We start from the raw sequence: 17,089 nt of genomic DNA, 5'->3' as shown, positions 1-17,089 counted from the left end.
TCACCCAGAGGATCGCTGCATGCCTGGCATCACGCGCGAGGAGGTCGCCCACCTCGCACGGCTGGCGCGTCTGGAACTGAAGGGCGAAGAACTCGATCACTTCGCCGGTCAGCTCGACGACATCATCGGCGCGGTCGCCCGCGTATCCGAGGTCGCCGACCAAGACGTACCGCCGACCTCCCACCCGCTGCCGCTGACCAACGTCATGCGCGCGGACGAGGTACGCCCGTCGCTCACCCCCGAGCAGGCGCTCTCCGGAGCCCCGGCCCAGGAACAGCAGCGTTTCAAGGTGCCGCAGATCCTGGGGGAGGACTAACAGCCATGACGGACACCCAGACCGACATCATCCGGCTCACCGCCGCCCGGATCGCCGAGAAGGTCGCCTCCGGCGAGCTGACGGCCGTCGAGGTCACCGAGGCCCACCTCGCCCGGATCGGGGCCGTGGACGAGAAGGTCCACGCGTTCCTCCACGTGGACCGCGAGGGTGCCCTCGCGCAGGCCCGCGCCGTGGACGAGAAGCGGGAGCGGGGCGAGAAGCTCGGCCCGCTGGCCGGCGTCCCCCTCGCGCTCAAGGACATCTTCACCACCGAGGGCATCCCCACCACCGTGGGCTCCAAGATCCTCGAAGGCTGGATCCCGCCGTACGACGCGACGGTCACCCGGCGTCTCAAGGAGGCCGGGGTCGTCATCCTCGGCAAGACCAACATGGACGAGTTCGCCATGGGGTCCTCCACCGAGAACAGCGCCTACGGCCCGACCGGCAACCCCTGGGACCTCACCCGTATCCCCGGTGGTTCCGGCGGCGGCTCGTCGGCCTCCCTGGCGGCGTACGAGGCCCCGCTCGCCATCGGCACCGACACCGGCGGCTCCATCCGCCAGCCGGCGTCCGTCACCGGCACGGTCGGCGTCAAGCCCACCTACGGCGGCGTCTCCCGCTACGGCATGGTCGCCTTCTCCTCCTCCCTCGACCAGGGCGGCCCCTGCGCCCGTACGGTCCTGGACGCGGCCCTCCTGCACGAGGTCATCGCCGGGCACGACCCGCTCGACTCGACCTCCATCGACGCCCCCGTCCCCCCGGTGGTCGAAGCCGCCCGCAACGGCACGGTCGCCGGGATGCGCGTCGGCGTCGTCCGCCAGTTCTCCGGCGAGCACTACCAGGCCGGCGTCATGCAGCGGTTCTCCGAGTCCGTCGACCTCCTCAAGGAGCTCGGCGCGGAAGTGGTCGAGCTGGACTGCCCGTCCTTCGACCTCGGCCTCTCGGCGTACTACCTGATCGCCCCCTCCGAGTGCTCCTCCAACCTCGCCCGCTTCGACGCCATGCGCTACGGCCTGCGGATCGGCGACGACGGCACCCGGTCCGCCGAGGACGTCACCGCCCTCACCCGTGAGGCGGGCTTCGGCGACGAGGTCAAGCGGCGCGTCATGCTCGGTACGTACGCGCTCAGCTCCGGCTACTACGACGCGTACTACGGCTCCGCCCAGAAGGTCCGCACCCTGATCGTGCGGGACTTCGAGAAGGCGTTCGAACAGGTCGATGTGATCGTCTCGCCGACGACGCCGACCACCGCCTTCCCGATCGGTGAACGCGCCGACGACCCGATGGCGATGTACCTTTCCGATCTGTGCACCATCCCGACCAACCTGGCCGGAAACGCCGCCATGTCGCTGCCCTGCGGCCTGGCGCCGGAGGACGGTCTGCCGGTCGGGCTGCAGATCATCGCCCCCGCGATGAAGGACGACCGTCTCTACCGGGTAGGCGCGGCGGTGGAAGCGGCGTTCGTGGAACGCTGGGGACACCCGCTGTTGGAGGAGGCTCCGTCGCTGTGAGCGCAATGACCAAGAAGGCCAAGGGCTTCAAGAAGTCCAAGTCCGGCATGTACCTGTCGATCGGCACGACCGCGTTCGGCGCGGTCAGCGTTGTCAAGCAGGCCAGGCTGGCCCGTCAGGACAACGACACCCTGCGGCTGATCGACGCCGCCGTTTCCGCCGCCGCCATCGTCACCGGCATCGCCCTGCTCTACCGCGAGCTGAAGCGACTGGGCGACGACGACGTCCTGCTGGGCTGACCGGCCCAACGCGCGACCGGGGCCTTCGGACCGGAGGCCCCGGCGCGGTCGCCCACACGACTGACACGGGACTGGGAAGGGGGTGACACGAATGATCACCCGGATCGAGCTGGAGGGATTCAGATCCTTCCGGGACTGCGCCGTCGACCTGTCCCCGTTCACGGTGCTGGTGGGGCAGAACGGCTCGGGGAAGACGAATCTGCTGGAGGCGGTGGATCTGGCGGCGCAGGTGCTACGTGATTCCACCGCCACATGGTCGCCCGAGGGGAAGGCCCACCTGACCGCCGACGTCCGTCCGGGTGGCAGCAGAGGGGGCCGGGTCGTGGACCTCTTCCACCGGTACGGGGAGGGCGGTGCCGCCAATCGGTTCGGTATCGCGGTCTGTTTCCTCCAGACCGACCCTGATCGCGGCCTGCGGCACCTCAGACTCGACCTTCACATTTCCCGCGACGACGCGTCGACGCTTCCCACCGCGCGAGGAACCGTCACACCGCTGCCCGACGCCCCCGCCCGCTGGGGACTGAGCGAGGCGCAGGAGAGCCAGATCCGACGGAACGGCGGGAAGGTTTCCGGTTTTGGCACCCGGTGGTACGGGCTGGCACCGAACGCCGGTGGGGCACGGCTGGACGCCGATCTCCACGACGACGGGCCCCTTGCCCGTGACGCGCACAACCTCGCCGCCGTACTGGGGCGTCTGCTCGGCGAAGGGGCAGCCGACAGCCGGGAGGCGCTGCTGCTGAAGGCCGACGCCGTCGCCGTACTGCCGGGACTGACCGATCTGCGTGCGACCCCCGACGTGGAGAGGGGAACCTGGGAGCTCGACCTGACTTACCGGGACGCGCCGCCCATCCCCGCCCGGCTGGCCTCCGACGGGACCCTGCACGTCCTGTCGGTGCTCGTGGCGGCCCACGACCGCGGCCTCCGGGAGGGCACGTTCAATCGCTGCTCCACGCTGATGATCGAGGACGTCGAGAACGGTCTGCACCCCGGCCAGGTCAAAGAGCTGGCACGACGGCTCCGCCGCTGCACCGGCCCGGAGACGCTCCAGCAGATCATCGTCACCACGCACTCCCCGGTCGTCCTGGCCGCCGTCTACCCGGAGCACCCCGGCGACGTGCTGTTCACCGACACCGTCACCAGGGTCGGCGGCGGTGAGGCCCCCTCGCGGCACAGCCGGATCCGCCCCCTGGCCGAATCGGGGGAGCGCGGCACGTACGTCCCCGAGCGGGAAGCGCGCCAGTATCTGGAGACCGCCCAGGCAGGCGGCCGGTGAGCCGGTACCTGACGGTCGGGATTCTGGCGGAGGGCCCCGAGGACGAGATATTCCTGAGCACCGTCGCCGTACGCCAGCTCAAGCAGCTGACCGCGCGGCACGACGACCCCTTTGACGTGAGCGACACCCCCCTGCGGAGCCGGTACAGCACCGCCCGTACCGCGCACGAGCAGATCTGCGCCGAGGCCGCCGACCTCGCCGGGGACTGCGACCTGCTGCTGATCCACAACGACCACCGGGAGCGAAACAAGATCGAGAAGATCCGCCAGGACGTCGTGCTGCCGTCCCACTGCCGCATCGTCCCGGTGGTCCCGGTGCGGGAGACGGAGGCATGGCTGCTCGCCGACGGTCACCTGCTCCGCTCGCTGCCCGGAGTGACACCGGCGTGCGTCCCCGCCGACGCGCGTGACATCGAGAGGACCGCGGACCCCAAAGCACTCCTCGCCCAGGTCCTGCCGGGCGGCGACAGCCGGGAACTGGCCGAGTTCCTCGGCGAACGAATTGATCTGGACCGCCTCCGAACCCTTCCCGCGTACCAGATGTGGTGCGCCGAACTGACAGCTGCCTTGAAGGAGTTGCGTTTTCTGTGACCGCCACAACGACTCTGGTGTCCTACGAGGACGCCCTCGCGACGTACGACCCCGTCATGGGCCTGGAGGTCCATGTCGAACTCGGCACCCGGACGAAGATGTTCTGCGGCTGCTCGACCGAGCTGGGCGCCGACCCCAACTCGCAGACCTGCCCGACCTGTCTCGGCATGCCGGGAGCGCTTCCGGTCGTCAACGCCATCGGTGTGGAGTCCGCCGTCAAGATCGGCCTCGCGCTGAACTGCGAAATCGCGGAGTGGTGCCGGTTCGCCCGGAAGAACTACTTCTACCCGGACATGCCGAAGAACTTCCAGACCTCCCAGTACGACGAGCCGATCGCCTTCAACGGGTATCTGGACGTCCAGCTGGACGACGGCGAGATCTTCCGGGTGGAGATCGAACGCGCCCACATGGAGGAGGACACCGGGAAGTCGCTGCACGTCGGCGGCGCCACCGGCCGTATTCAGGGCGCCTCGCACTCCCTCCTCGACTACAACCGCGCCGGCATCCCGCTCATCGAGATCGTCACCAAGCCGATCGAGGGAGCCGGAGCACGCGCGCCGGAGGTCGCGAAGGCGTACGTGGCGGAGCTGCGCGAGCTGATCAAGGCACTGGGCGTCTCCGAGGCCCGGATGGAGCAGGGCCAGATGCGCTGCGACGTCAACCTGTCGCTGCGCCCGCACGGCCGGGAGAAGTTCGGCACCCGTTCGGAGACGAAGAACGTCAACTCGCTGCGGAGCGTGGAGCGGGCGGCCCGTTACGAGATCCAGCGGCACGCGGCGGTCCTCGACGGCGGCGGCACGATCATCCAGGAGACCCGGCACTTCCACGAGGAGGACGGTTCCACCACGTCCGGCCGGGTGAAGGAGGAGGCCGAGGACTACCGGTACTTCCCCGAGCCCGACCTCGTCCCGATCGCGCCCGCCCGCGCCTGGGTGGAGGAGCTGCGCGGCACGCTGCCCGAACTGCCCCGGGTGCGCCGCAACCGGCTGCGCGAGGAGTGGGGCGTGTCGGAACACGACATGCAGTCGATGCTCAACGCTGGCGCGGTCGACCTGATCACCGCCACGATCGAGGCGGGCGCCCCCGCCGACCAGGCCCGCAAGTGGTGGATGGGTGAGCTGGCGCGCCACGCCAACGAGACGTCCACGGACCTCGCGGCGCTCCCCATCGTCCCGGCGCAGGTCGCCCGGGTGGCGGAACTGGTCACGGCGGGCGACCTCAACGACAAGCTGGCCCGGCAGGTCCTGGAGGGCGTCCTCGCGGGTGAGGGCGACCCGGACACCGTCGTGGACAAGCGCGGACTGAAGGTCGTCTCCGACGAGGGCGCGCTCGGTACGGCGGTGGACGAGGCGATCGCCGCCAACCCGGCGATCGCCGACAAGATCCGCGCGGGCAAGGTCGCGGCGGCCGGCGCGCTCGTGGGCGCGGTCATGAAGGCCACCCGGGGGCAGGCGGACGCGGCCCGGGTCCGCGAGCTGATCCTGGAACGGCTGGGCGCCGAGGGCTGAGACGGCCGGGGCCGGTGGACCGGCGGGGGCGCGCCTTACGGGGCGCGCTTCCGCACCACCGGCCCCGCCGTGGGTGTCAGGGCAGGATCTGGGGCTTTGTGTCGGAACGCTCCGGTGCGCCGGGCGGGCTGTACGGCGTGTCAGGTGCGTTCCCAGCCTCGCCGTGTGTCGCAGGGCGGGGCTTGGGGTTGTGCCCCGGCAGTGGCACGATTCGGGGCCCTGGGCGGGCCGTACGGTGTGTCGCGCTTTCTCGGTCCCGCCGTGTGTGTCAGGGCAGGGCCTGCGGCTGTGTCTCGGAACGCTCCGGGGCGCCGGGCGGGCCGTACGGCGTGTCAGGAGCGTTCCCAGCCTCGCCGTGTGACGCAGGGCGGGGCCTGGGGCTGTGTCCCCACAGCGGCACGATTCGGTGCGCCGGGCGGGCCCCGTACGATGCGTCGGGCGCGCTCCCGGCCCTGCCCTGCGTCCCCCGGCAGGACCCTGACCACCGTGCGAGCCACGCCGCGACGCGTCGGGTGCTCCCGGCCCCGGACCGCTCGGGCCGTACGTTGGGCGGGTGCCGCGCGGTGCGCGGGGTGTGTGCCGACGTCCCTCCGCCCACCGGTCCGCAGTACACCGGTCTGCGGCACGTGACCCGCCCGCAGGTGCGCGCCCGTTCCACCCGCACGTGCCCCCGCCCCTGACCGCCCGCCCTACCGGCACCCCGGCCCACCACCCGCACCACGAGAAAGGCACCCGGCGCCGCCCGTGAACAGCCTCGTCGCCGAGATCGTGTCCGTCGGGCTGCTTCTCGGCGTGCTCGCCTTCGCCGTCGTACGGCCGCGAGGTCTGCCCGAAGCCGTCGCCGCGCTGCCCGCCGCCGGGCTCGTGGTCGTCCTCGGCGCCGTCTCGCCCGCCGACGCGTGGGAGCAGACGCACAGCCTGCTGCCGGTCGTCGGGTTTCTCGCCGCGATCCTGGTGCTGGCCCAGCTCTGCGACGACGACGGGCTGTTCGAAGCGGCCGGGGATCTCGTCGCCCGGTTCTGCGGCGGGAGCCCGCGCCGGCTGCTCGGCGGCGTGTTCGGCGTCGCCGCCGTCACCACCGCCGTCCTCAGCCTCGACGCCACGGTCGTCCTGCTGACGCCCGTCGTCTTCGTGACCGCGAGCCGCGTCGGCGCCCACCCGCGCCCGCACGTCTACGCCTGTACCCATCTCGCGAACTCCGCGTCGCTCCTGCTGCCGGTCTCCAACCTCACCAACCTCCTGGCCTTCACCGCCAGCGGCCTCTCCTTCACCCGGTTCGCCCTGCTGATGGCGCTCCCGTGGCTGGCGGCGATCGCCGTCGAGTACGTGGTGCTGCGCCGCTTCTTCGCGACCGACCTCGCCGCCGGGGCGCACCCTCCCAAAGAGGACGCGCCGCCGCGCACCGTACCGACGTTCACGCTCGTCGTCCTCGGCCTGACCCTCGTCGCGTTCGCGGTCACGTCCCTGCTCGGCATCGAACCGCTCTGGGCGGCCTTCGCCGGTACGGCCGTCCTCGCCGTACGGGCGCTGCGCGGACGCCGCACCACCCTGCCCGCGCTCGTCCGCGCCGCCTCGCCGCTTTTCTGCCTCTTCGTGCTGGCGCTGGGCATCGTCGTCAAGGCCGTCGTGGACAACGGTCTCGACACCGGCATCGACCGGATCCTCCCGGCCGGTGACTCCCTCACGACCCTGCTCGTGATCGCCGCCGTCGCCGCCCTCCTGGCCAACCTGATCAACAACCTGCCCGCCATCCTCGCCCTGCTGCCGGTCGTGGCGCCGATGGGCCACGGCCCCGTGCTCGCCGCGCTCATCGGAGTGAATCTGGGGCCCAACCTCACGTACGTCGGTTCGCTCGCCACGCTGCTGTGGCGCCGTGTCCTGCACGAACACGACTCCGCGCCGTCGCTGGGGCAGTTCACCCGGCTCGGGCTGCTCACCGTGCCCGCGACACTGATCGCTTCGACCGTCGCCCTCTGGGGCACGCTCCAGTGGTGACTGACGTGAAGACCACGGCCCTCGTCTGGATCACCCCCGCCACCTGGCCCGCCTGCGTCGACGCGGCGCGCCGACGGGCCCCCGACGACCATGTCGTCCTGCTGCACGTCGGCGACGACCGCATCGCCGCCGAGGCGCACCGCGCCTACGCGGGGCTGCTCGGCCGTGGCCACGGACCCGAACGCGACCCCGGCAGCCGCCTGGAGGCCCTGTCCGGCGCGGCGGGCGCCGACCTCCTGGAGAAGGCGGCGCACCGGCTCGGCCGCCCCTGTGAACTGCTCGACCGGCACGGGCGCCCGCAGGAGGAGGTCGTCCGCGCGGCGGCCGACGCGGACCTCCTGATCTGCGCCCGCGACGGCGACCCCGACCACCCGGGCCCGCACAGCCTGGGCCCGGAGTCCCGCTTCGTGGTCGACCACGCGCCCTGCCCCGTTCTGCTGGTGTGGCCGTACCGGGACTGAGCCCGGCGGCGGTGGGCCGGCGTCGCGGAAGCCGCGCCCCCCGGGCGGTGCCGGCCGCTGGGACAATGCCCGGATGAGCGCACAGAACAGGGACGAGGTGCTGGCCGAGGCCGTCGGCCTGCGCACACGGGGCGAGGCGGAGCGGGCTCGCGAACTGCTGGTCGCCCTCGCGGACCGCTGCCCGGACGACTCGGAGGTCGCCTATCAGACCGCCTGGACCCACGACACGCTGGGCCGGGAGGCGGAGGCCGTCCCGTACTACGTACGCGCGCTGGCGGGCACGGACCTCCCCGACGAGGACCGGCGGGGCGCACACGTCGGTCTCGGCAGCACCTTCCGGGTCCTCGGCCGCTACGAGGAGGCCGTGGAGACCCTGCGCGCCGGGGTGGCGGAGTTCCCCGACGACGGGGCGCTGCGGACGTTCCTCGCGATGGCGCTGTTCAACACCGGGTGCCACGACGAGGCGATGCGGCTCCTGCTGGAGCTGCTGGCGACGACCAGCGACGACCCGTACGTACGGAGCTACCGCAGGGCCATCGGCCACTACGCGAAGGATCTGCGCGAGGTCGTGGCCGACGGGCCCTGAGAGGACCCCGAGGGCCCCTCACGGGTACAGGTCGCGGCCGTACGTCGACGGGTCGTCCAGCGCGCCGAGGACCAGGTCCGCCAGGTCCGCGTAGGTGGTGCGGGGCGCGAGACCCCGGCGCGGGACGAAGGAGCGCGGGCGGTTGCCGCGCGACGGTCCGTGGTGCAGCGCCCCGGACCGTACGACCGTCCAGTCCAGGCCGCTGGTGAGGACCACCGCGTCCTGGGCCTCCCGTTCCCGCAGGAGGGGGCGGGCCGTCGTGCGGTAGAGGACGGCGATGACCCGGCCCGATGCACCGCGTACGTGGGAGCCGTAACCGGCCTCGGAGACGACGATCAGCCGTCGTACGCCCAGCTTCCCCATCGCGTCCACGATGAGTTCGGTGCCGCGCGAGTACAGCGGGGTCGTCCGGTTGCCCTTGAGGCCGAACGCCACCACGGCGGCGTCGGCCCCGGTGAGGGCGTCCGTCACCGCGCTCTCGTCGAACGGGCTGCCGGTCACCACCCGGTCGACGGGGGCGTGGCCAAGCCGCGCGGGCTCCCGCACCTGGGCGGTGATGCGGTGCCCGGCGCGGGCGGCGGCGGTGAGGAAGGCTCGTCCGGTACGCCCGGTGGCGCCGAACACGGTGACATTCATGGGCAGGCTGTCCCTGTCGTCTTCATGAGGTGGGTTCATGCGGTGGGGCTTCATGGGCGGTGGCGCGGGGTGTCGTCGTCGCTCGCGGTGGTGTGGAGCCTTTGTGGAGCCTACGAGGACTTCTTCAGGAGGTCGACGCCTCGGCGCGAGAGGGAGGCGCCGGCCCTCGCCACGGGTCCGGCGGTGCCGCCCGCAACACGCCGCTGGCGCCCGGACGCGCAGAGGCGCCCGATCTCCGCGACGGGGCGCGGGAGTTCACGGTCGAGGGCCGGAGCGCGGCGTCCGGCGGCGCCCGAGGGCCCTCGGGAACGAGCGTGCGAGCACCTCCGGCCGAAACGGAACGTCCGGCTCCCTTTGATCGAACGCCAGGTCACCATCGTGTGAGTATCCCCACCAAACATTCCGACGATCACGATTCGATGACAGAGTTGGCTCTCCGGACGACCCAGGGAGCAGACCGTTGGCAACACTCGCGCGGTGGTGCGTCGGACACCGGCTCCTGGTCGTCCTCCTCTGGCTGCTCGCCCTCGGCGCCACCGCCACGGGCGCCGTCGTCGCCGGAACGTCGTACTCCAACGACTACGACGCCCCCGGCACCGAGTCCGGCCACGCCGTCGCCGTCCTGGAGAAGGCGTTCCCCGACCGGGGCGGCGACGCCGACACCGTCGTCTGGCACACCGAACGGGGCTCCGTCCGCGCCGACGACATCGAACTGCGCATGGGCGTCGCGCTGGGCGAGATCGCCGAACTGCCCGGAGTCGCGGGCGTGCTGAGCCCCTACGTCATCCCCGGCGGTGCCGGGGCGTCCGGCGGCGCCACCGGACCGGAGGACGGCGAGGGCGCCCGTCAGATCAGCGAGGACGGCCGCACCGCGTACGCCGTCGTGACCTTCGAGCAGCAGGTCGACGACATCCCCGCCGCCCAGGCGCGGGCCCTCGTCGACACCGCGAAGAAAGCGGCCACCGACGATCTCCAGGTAGAACTCGGCGGCAGCGCCGTCGCACTCACCGAGGGCACCACCGCCCACACGGCGGAGATCGTGGGCGTCGCCATCGCCGCCGTCGTCCTCTTCCTCGCCTTCGGCTCGTTCGCGGCGAGCCTGCTGCCCCTCGCCACCGCGCTCGTGTCGGTCGGGACGGCGTACGCGGGCATCGCGCTCCTCGGCCAGGTCATGACCGTCGCGGACTTCGCCCCGATGCTCGGCCTGCTCGTCGGGCTCGGCGTCGGCATCGACTACGCGCTGTTCATCGTCACGAGACACCGCAAGGGCCTCAAACAGGGCCTGACGGTCACCGAGGCCGCCACGGAGGCCGTCGCCACCACGGGGCGCGCCGTCGTGTTCGCCGGGGCCACCGTCTGTGTCGCGCTCCTCGGCATGCTGGTGCTGCGGCTGGGCTTCCTGAACGGCGTCGCGATCGCCGCCTCCCTCACCGTCGCGCTCACCGTCGCCGCGTCCGTGACGCTGCTGCCGGCCCTGCTGTCGTACACCGGCGCCCGCGCGCTGAACCGGCGTGAGCGGACCCGGCTCGCCGCACACGGTCCGCTGCCCGAGGCGCCCACCGGCTTCGCCGCCCGCTGGTCCGCCTTCGTGGAACGCCACCCCCGGCTCCTCGGCGGCGCGGCCGTGGTCGTGATGCTGGTGCTCGCCCTGCCGACGTTCTCGCTCCACCTGGGCACCTCCGACCAGGGCAACAACGCCGCCACCAGCACCACCCGGCAGGCGTACGACCGGCTCGCCGACGGCTTCGGCCCCGGCGTCAACGGCCCGCTGACCCTGGTCGCCGAGTTGGACGGCGCCGACGACCGGCTCGCGATGGACCAACTGCCGGACACGCTGCGCGAGTCGGCGGGCGTCGCCTCGGTCGGGCCGATCGTCTTCAGCGGCAGCGGGGACCGGGCCCTGCTCACCGTGGTCCCCACCTCGGCACCCCAGTCCAAGGCCACCAGCGACCTTGTCGACCGCCTCCGTACGGAGGTGCTGCCACGCGCCCAGGACGGCACCTCCCTGGAGGTCTCCGTCGGCGGCATCACCGCCGGTTACGACGACTTCGCCGATGTCGTCGTCGGCAAACTGCCCCTGTTCGTCGGCGTCGTGATCACCCTCGGCTGTCTGCTGCTCCTGCTCGCCTTCCGGTCCGTCGGCATCCCACTGAAGGCGGCGCTGATGAACGTCGCCGCCGTCGCCTCCTCCTTCGGGATCGTCGTCGCGATCTTCCAGTGGGGGTGGGGCAGCGAACTCCTCGGCCTCGGCAGCGCGGGGCCCGTGGAGCCGTTCCTGCCCGTGATCATGGTCTCGGTCCTCTTCGGCCTCTCCATGGACTACCAGGTCTTCCTGGTGAGCCGGATGTACGAGGAGTGGCTCGCGACCGGCGACAACCGGCGGGCCGTACGGGTCGGCCTCGCCGAGACCGGCCGGGTGATCAACTCGGCCGCCGTCATCATGATCTCGGTCTTCCTCGCCTTCGTCCTCAGCGGGGACCGCGTCATCGCCATGTTCGGCGTCGGGCTGGCGGCGGCGGTCGCCCTGGACGCCTTCGTCCTCCGTACGCTCCTGGTGCCCGCCCTGATGCACCTGCTGGGCGGCGCCAACTGGTGGCTGCCGAAGGGGCTCGACCGATGGCTGCCCCGGATCAGCATCGAGGCGCCCGCGGCCCGTCCCACCGGGTCTGGGAGGATCCCGGCGGGGCGCGACGAGCACGTCGCGTACGTGAAGGGCGCGGAGCACGCGGATCGTGCGGAGGGCGCGGCGCGGTGAGCGGCCGCACCCGGGCCCGACGAGTCCGCGACTTTCGGGACATCCACGACGTCGGGGCCGCCCGCAGGGCCCGCGAAGCGCCACAGGCCGGAGGAGAAGAAGGATGTTCGCCGTATCACTGGGGGACGACGGGGCGGAACTGAGACCGCTGGAGCCGTGGCAGGCGGAGGAGTTCCTGGCCCACATGGACCGCGCACGGGACCTGGTGGACCAGCATGTGCGGCTCGCCCAGGTCGTGACCGACCTCGGCTCGGCGCGGGCCATGCTCGTCCGGTACGCCGAGAGTCAGGCCGCCGACGGCGGACGCCTCTACGGCATCTGGCTCGACGGCACCCTCGTCGGCGGCGTGATGTTCCGGCTCTTCGACGCCGACGCGGGCACCTGCGAGGTCGGCTGCTGGCTAGAACCGGCGGCCACGGGGCGCGGACTGGTGACCCGCGCGGTCCGGGTCATCGTCGACTGGGCGGTGGAACGCCGCGGCATCCACCGTGTGGAGTGGGTGGTGTCGTCGGCCAACCTGCCGAGCGTGCGGACGGCCGAACGGCTCGGTCTGCGCCGCGAGGGGGTACTGCGGGAGAGCAGCGTGCACCACGGGAAACGGCAGGACAACGAGATCTGGTCGGTCCTCGCCCCCGAGTGGCGTGAGCTGCGGGGGACGACCGGCTGAGCGAACTCTCATGGATCTCTCATACGGGCCCCCTACCGTGCGGCGCATGAACCCCACGAGCAAGTCAGAAGAGTCCGTCGGCGCCGGAGGCGCCACCGAGACGGAACGCGCTGTCCCGGCCGCCGCCGAGACGCACGACGCGCCGGGCCCGAGCCTGGCGAAGGAGCCCGGGGGGAGTCCCGCGGCGGACAGCGCCGGGGAGAGCACGACCGACGTCACGGCCGCCGACGCCTATGCGGGTGACGTGGTGGCCGGCGAGGACGGGGAGAGCCCGGACGAGGACCTGGACGGCGCGTACACCCCGTCGTCGGCCGGCGGTCTCGCCGCGGCCTCCGCCGCGCTGATCTCCGTCCTGCTGTCGGTCATCTCGCTCATCGGGACCTGGTCCGGCAAGGTCGTCTCCGAGCGCGAGACGCTCCAGGGCCAGATCGAACTGGGCCAGACCGGCACGGCGGAACAGCAGATCTCCGAGATCTACGGCGACGCCTGGCACGCCGTCGCGCTGACGAACGGCGTCTTCGCCGCCCTGGCCCTGGCCGCCGGTCTGCTGGCCTTCGGGTTCCCGCAGCGCACGAGCTGGGTCCGTCCGTTCGCGGTGGCGGGTCTCGTCCTCGCCTTCCTCGGCCTGCTGGTCTCCCTCGGCATGTACTTCGACCTCTTCCTCTCCCTGCCGGAACCGCCGGACGCGCCGCAGCCCGCGGGCTGACGCGGACGGGCCGGGCCGGACGGGACAGCCCGCACAGGCGCGACAACAGGACCGGCACGACAAGGGGGGCACACACCTGTGTGCCCCCCTGTGCCGTGGGTCAATTCGCGCCCGAGGTGCACGCGTCCGATGTCGCCACGGATTCGGTCGCCGGCGATCCGCCGATCCGGGACCCCTTCCCCCGTGGCACAGCCGCCTTCCGCCGTCCCGGCCTCCCGGCCGACGCACCCACAGGCCGATTCCGCTGCCGAGCAGCCGCGTGGGACCCGCTCGGGCGGTCGATCCCCGGGTGGGCCCCGAGTCACTCGCAGGCAGGGCCCACCTCGCCTCCCGGCGGCCCCTACGTCACGTCCACCCGCAGAATCCGGTCGTCCCCCGGCTTCGGGGTGCCCCGGCCGTCCGTGTTGTTGGTCAGGAGCCACAGCGCCCCGTCGCCGGTCGCCAGCACCGTGCGCAGCCGCCCGTACTCGCCCTCCAGGAACGCCTGCGGGGCCGCCGACGCCTTCGGCCCGGCCAGCGGGATCCGCCACAGCCGCTCGCCGCGCAGGGCCGCCATCCAGATCGACCCCTCGGCGAAGGCGATCCCGCTCGGGGACGCGTCGCGGGTACGCCACTCCTCCACCGGATCGACGAAGCCCGCCTTCCCCGCCTTGCCCTCGGCCTCCGGCCAGCCGTAATTCTTCCCCGGCTCGATCAGATTCAGCTCGTCCCAGGTGTTCTGGCCGAACTCCGACGCCCACAGCCGCTTCCCGGAGTCCCAGGCGAGCCCCTGCACATTGCGGTGGCCGTACGTGTACACGACCGAGTCCGCCTCCGGGTTGCCGTGCGCCGGCTCACCCTCCGGGGTCATCCGCAGAATCTTCCCGCCCAGGGACTTCTTGTCCTGCGCGAGGCCCGTGTCGCCCGTCTCACCCGTGCCCGCGTAGAGCATCCGGTCCGGGCCGAACGCGATCCGGCCACCGTTGTGGATGGTGCCCTTCGGGATGCCCCGCAGCACCGTGTCGGGCGCGCCCAGTTGCCGGCCCACCGGCCTCTTCGGGTCGTACAGCATCCGGGCGATGCGATTGTCGGAGTCCGTCGTGAAGTACGCGTACACATAGGTGTCGGCGGCGAACGTCGGCGACAGCGCCAGGCCCAGCAGCCCGCCCTCGCCGCCGGGGGAGACCCCGGGCACCTCGCCCACCTCGGTCTTCGCGCCGGTCTCGGCATCGACCCGGGTGATCGTGCCCGCGTCGCGCGAGCCCACCAGCAGATCGCCCTCGGGCAGCGCGGCGATGCCCCACGGCGATTTCAGGCCCTCGGTGAGCGTGGACACCACCTTCGCCGAGCCCTTCGCGGGCGGCGCCGACGGCTTCGCCGCGCCGTCCGGGGACGCCGACCCGTCCGACGCCGACGGGGAACCCGTCGGGCCCTCGGCCCTCGGCGCCTCGTCGGAGGACGAGCACGCGGTCGCCACGAGCAGCGCCGCCGCCACCAACAGGGCCGTCACTGGAGCACGTTGCACGGTCTTGGATCCCTTCGACTGACGCCGTCTCCACGGTGGAACCTCCGCGGCACCGGTCAAGGTTCCCATCCACCCGGTGTCAGTGCCACGACTCCCACGCCGGGGGCGGCGCCGCGATCTCGGCCAGATCCGCCGGTGACAGCTCCAGCTCCGCCGCGCGCGCGTTCTCCACCGCCCACCGCTCCCGCTTCGCCCCCGGAACGGGCACCACCTGCGGGCCGCGTGCCAGCACCCACGCCAGCGCCACCTGCGCCGGGGTCGCCCCGTGCCGCTCGGCGACCCGCCGCAGCCCCGCCACCACCGGCTGGTTCGACGCCATCATCTCGGCGGTGAAGCGCGGATGCCTGGCCCGTACGTCGTCCGGCTCGAACCCCTGCCCCGGGGTGAGCGTCCCGGTCAGATAGCCGTTGCCCAGCGGCATCGCCGCCAGGAATCCCACCCCCCGCGCCGCGCACCACGGCAGCAGCCGCTCCGCCGCCTCCCGCGACCAGACCGACAGCTCCGCCTGCACCGCGCTCACCGGGAACACCTGCTGCATCCGCTCCAGCAGCCGAATCGTTCCGCCGTACCGGTCCGCGCCCGTACGGCGCGACGCGGACGCGTCCACCGCGCACATCCCCAGCGCCCGCACCTTCCCCGCCGCCACCAGCTCCGCCATCGCGCCCCAGGTCTCCTCGACCGGCACCTCCGGATCGGCGCGGTGCAGCTGGTACAGGTCGATCACATCCGTCCGCAGCCGCCGCAGCGACGCGTCGCACGCCCGGCGCACATAGCCGGGGCGGCCGTTGGCGACGAGATGCTGATCACCCACCAGCAGACCGCACTTGGTGGACAGGAAGACGTCGCCCCGCCGCTCCTCCAGCACCCGCCCCAGCAGCAGCTCGTTGGTGAACGGGCCGTACATGTCGGCCGTGTCCAGCAGCGTCGTACCCGCGTCGAGCGCCGCGTGCACCGTGCGCGACGAACGGTCGCCCCGCCGCTCGGACGCGGTGTAGGCCCAGCTCATCGGCATACAGCCGAGTCCGACGGCGCCCACCGTGAGTGCCGTCGCACCGATCGCCCTGCGCTCCAACTGCCCTGCCCCTCCCGCCGCTTCACACGCCCGCTCCCGCCGGACGCACCGCCGCCGGACACCCACCAGCTAACCTCATGGCCCCGCCGGCGCCGCGACACCCCGGCCCCGTCCGCGCCCGCCCGCACGGCGCCCCTCCCCGCCGCCGGGGCACCGGGCCCTTCTTCGCCCCCGGGGGCGTCGCATAGCCTCCTGACCATGACTCCAGACGTGTGGCTGCCGATCCCCGCCGACGAGATAGAAGGACTCCCCGGGGACCTGGCCTACCGCCACTGGGACGGCGGCGCGGACTACCCCGCCGACCCGGCCGACTGCGCCTTCTACGTCGTGCCGTACATGAAGGGCATGGACGTCGCGCTCCGGCCCCTCGCCGCCATGACGTCCGTACGCGTCGTCCAGACCCTGTCGGCCGGGATCGACCACGTCACACCGGGACTCGGCACACTGCCCGCCGGCGTACGCCTCTGCAACGCCCGAGGCGTCCACGAGGCCAGCACGGCGGAGCTCACCCTCGCGCTGATCCTCGCCTCCCTGCGCGGCATCCCCGGCTTCGTCCGGGGCCAGGACGCCGAGGAGTGGCGCTCCGGCTTCTACCCCGCGCTCGCCGACAGGTCCGTCCTCATCGTCGGCTACGGCTCCATAGGCGCGGCCGTCGAGGACCGGCTCACGCCCTTCGAGTGCGCGCGGGTGGCGCGCGTGGCGCGCTCCGCCCGTGCCACCGAGCGCGGCCCCGTGCACGCGCTCGCCGATCTGCCGGACCTGCTCCCCGAGGCGGACGTCGTGATCATGACGACGCCGCTCACCGAGGAGACGAAGGGGCTGGCCGGAGCCGAGTTCCTGGCCCGGATGAAGGACGGCGCCCTGTTCGTGAACGTCGCGCGCGGCCCCGTCGCCGACACCGGGGCGCTCCTCGCCGAACTGGAAAGCGGAAGGATCCGGGCCGCTCTGGACGTCACCGATCCGGAACCCCTCCCGGCGGGCCACCCTCTCTGGCATGCTCCGGGTGTCGTCATCAGCCCGCACGTGGGCGGCTCCACCTCGGCCTTCATGCCCCGTGCCAAGCGTCTGCTCGCCGATCAGCTCACCCGCTACGCGGCGGGGGAGGTTCTGCGCAACGTCGTGCTCACCACCGGCTGAGCCCGCGCGGATCCGCACCCAGGGATCGACAACTCCCCTGCTCGTCACAGAGAGTAGGAGAACTATGTCCCTGAGTGACGAGTCTGGTGTATCGTCCCGATCTGGGGGCCGCGCCGCGCGAGGGGCGGCGTGG

At 72.4% G+C, this 17,089-nt stretch carries 16 protein-coding genes; 13 read left to right on the top strand and 3 right to left on the bottom strand.

Translation table 11 applies throughout. The features are described from left to right. The first annotated feature begins 19 nt into the window (after positions 1-19). From gatC to OG875_RS07665, 9 genes are all read left to right on the top strand, one after another. Entirely contained in the window at positions 20-316 is a 297-nt protein-coding gene (gatC, locus tag OG875_RS07705; RefSeq protein ID WP_015036350.1) for an Asp-tRNA(Asn)/Glu-tRNA(Gln) amidotransferase subunit GatC, read from the top strand. A 5-nt stretch (positions 317-321) separates the two neighbouring features. Next, positions 322-1,827: an Asp-tRNA(Asn)/Glu-tRNA(Gln) amidotransferase subunit GatA gene (gatA, locus tag OG875_RS07700; protein WP_330173470.1), complete on the top strand. Its 1,506-nt coding sequence runs from the start codon at positions 322-324 to the stop codon at positions 1,825-1,827. Positions 1,828-1,832: 5 nt separating this feature from the next. Next, positions 1,833-2,066 (top strand): hypothetical protein, encoded by a 234-nt coding sequence (locus OG875_RS07695; RefSeq protein ID WP_330177642.1) that lies wholly within the window; start codon positions 1,833-1,835, stop codon positions 2,064-2,066. Between the two features lie 91 nt (positions 2,067-2,157). After that, positions 2,158-3,339 (top strand): AAA family ATPase, encoded by a 1,182-nt coding sequence (locus tag OG875_RS07690; RefSeq protein ID WP_330173469.1) that lies wholly within the window; start codon positions 2,158-2,160, stop codon positions 3,337-3,339. Then, complete coding sequence (locus OG875_RS07685; RefSeq protein ID WP_330173468.1) at positions 3,336-3,929, top strand: DUF4276 family protein; 594 nt, start codon at positions 3,336-3,338, stop codon at positions 3,927-3,929. Before OG875_RS07690 ends, OG875_RS07685 begins: the two co-directional genes overlap by 4 nt. Next, a complete protein-coding gene (gene gatB / locus OG875_RS07680; RefSeq protein WP_330173467.1) occupies positions 3,926-5,437 on the top strand; it encodes an Asp-tRNA(Asn)/Glu-tRNA(Gln) amidotransferase subunit GatB in 1,512 nt (503 codons plus the stop codon). Before OG875_RS07685 ends, gatB begins: the two co-directional genes overlap by 4 nt. Before the next feature lie 744 nt (positions 5,438-6,181). Continuing rightward, on the top strand, positions 6,182-7,432 hold the full coding sequence (locus tag OG875_RS07675) for an arsenic transporter (protein WP_330173466.1): 1,251 nt from the start codon (positions 6,182-6,184) through the stop codon (positions 7,430-7,432). Continuing rightward, the gene (locus OG875_RS07670; protein ID WP_330173465.1) at positions 7,429-7,893 is read left to right on the top strand and encodes a universal stress protein; all 465 of its coding nucleotides are present in this window, start codon (positions 7,429-7,431) and stop codon (positions 7,891-7,893) included. Before OG875_RS07675 ends, OG875_RS07670 begins: the two co-directional genes overlap by 4 nt. 73 nt (positions 7,894-7,966) lie before the next feature. Continuing rightward, on the top strand, positions 7,967-8,479 hold the full coding sequence (locus OG875_RS07665; protein WP_330173464.1) for a tetratricopeptide repeat protein: 513 nt from the start codon (positions 7,967-7,969) through the stop codon (positions 8,477-8,479). A gap of 18 nt (positions 8,480-8,497) precedes the next feature. On the opposite strand, the gene OG875_RS07660 is transcribed toward OG875_RS07665, so the two are convergent. Then, the gene (locus tag OG875_RS07660; protein WP_330173463.1) at positions 8,498-9,115 is read right to left on the bottom strand and encodes an NAD(P)-dependent oxidoreductase; all 618 of its coding nucleotides are present in this window, start codon (positions 9,113-9,115) and stop codon (positions 8,498-8,500) included. Between the two features lie 460 nt (positions 9,116-9,575). On the opposite strand from OG875_RS07660, the gene OG875_RS07655 reads away from it, so the two are divergent. From OG875_RS07655 to OG875_RS07645, 3 genes are all read left to right on the top strand, one after another. Beyond that, positions 9,576-11,870, top strand: coding sequence for an MMPL family transporter (locus OG875_RS07655; protein ID WP_330173462.1), 2,295 nt, complete (start codon positions 9,576-9,578; stop codon positions 11,868-11,870). A 103-nt stretch (positions 11,871-11,973) separates the two neighbouring features. Further along, positions 11,974-12,537, top strand: coding sequence for a GNAT family N-acetyltransferase (locus tag OG875_RS07650; RefSeq protein ID WP_330173461.1), 564 nt, complete (start codon positions 11,974-11,976; stop codon positions 12,535-12,537). Between the two features lie 46 nt (positions 12,538-12,583). Next, a complete protein-coding gene (locus OG875_RS07645) occupies positions 12,584-13,243 on the top strand; it encodes a hypothetical protein (RefSeq protein ID WP_330173460.1) in 660 nt (219 codons plus the stop codon). Between the two features lie 340 nt (positions 13,244-13,583). On the opposite strand, the gene OG875_RS07640 is transcribed toward OG875_RS07645, so the two are convergent. Both OG875_RS07640 and OG875_RS07635 read right to left on the bottom strand, forming a co-directional pair. Next, entirely contained in the window at positions 13,584-14,747 is a 1,164-nt protein-coding gene (locus OG875_RS07640) for a PQQ-dependent sugar dehydrogenase (RefSeq protein ID WP_330173459.1), read from the bottom strand. A gap of 79 nt (positions 14,748-14,826) precedes the next feature. Beyond that, positions 14,827-15,819 (bottom strand): aldo/keto reductase, encoded by a 993-nt coding sequence (locus tag OG875_RS07635; RefSeq protein WP_330173458.1) that lies wholly within the window; start codon positions 15,817-15,819, stop codon positions 14,827-14,829. 198 nt (positions 15,820-16,017) lie between these two features. On the opposite strand from OG875_RS07635, the gene OG875_RS07630 reads away from it, so the two are divergent. Beyond that, a complete protein-coding gene (locus OG875_RS07630; protein WP_330173457.1) occupies positions 16,018-16,956 on the top strand; it encodes a 2-hydroxyacid dehydrogenase in 939 nt (312 codons plus the stop codon). Positions 16,957-17,089 lie beyond the last annotated feature (133 nt).

It is taken from the genome of Streptomyces sp. NBC_01498 (assembly GCF_036327775.1).
GTDB lineage: Bacteria > Actinomycetota > Actinomycetes > Streptomycetales > Streptomycetaceae > Streptomyces.
This window is presented reverse-complemented; position numbering and strand designations above follow the sequence as displayed.

Excerpts from the sequence above, each read along its gene's own strand:
- gatC (WP_015036350.1), top strand. The coding sequence starts at position 20 with ATGCCTGGCATCACGCGCGAGGAGGTCGCCCACCTCGCACGGCTGGCG.
- gatA (WP_330173470.1), top strand. The coding sequence starts at position 322 with ATGACGGACACCCAGACCGACATCATCCGGCTCACCGCCGCCCGGATC.
- OG875_RS07695 (WP_330177642.1), top strand. The coding sequence starts at position 1,833 with ATGACCAAGAAGGCCAAGGGCTTCAAGAAGTCCAAGTCCGGCATGTAC.
- OG875_RS07690 (WP_330173469.1), top strand. The coding sequence starts at position 2,158 with ATGATCACCCGGATCGAGCTGGAGGGATTCAGATCCTTCCGGGACTGC.
- OG875_RS07665 (WP_330173464.1), top strand. The coding sequence starts at position 7,967 with ATGAGCGCACAGAACAGGGACGAGGTGCTGGCCGAGGCCGTCGGCCTG.
- OG875_RS07660 (WP_330173463.1), bottom strand. The coding sequence starts at position 9,115 with ATGAATGTCACCGTGTTCGGCGCCACCGGGCGTACCGGACGAGCCTTC.
- OG875_RS07650 (WP_330173461.1), top strand. The coding sequence starts at position 11,974 with ATGTTCGCCGTATCACTGGGGGACGACGGGGCGGAACTGAGACCGCTG.
- OG875_RS07645 (WP_330173460.1), top strand. The coding sequence starts at position 12,584 with ATGAACCCCACGAGCAAGTCAGAAGAGTCCGTCGGCGCCGGAGGCGCC.
- OG875_RS07630 (WP_330173457.1), top strand. The coding sequence starts at position 16,018 with ATGACTCCAGACGTGTGGCTGCCGATCCCCGCCGACGAGATAGAAGGA.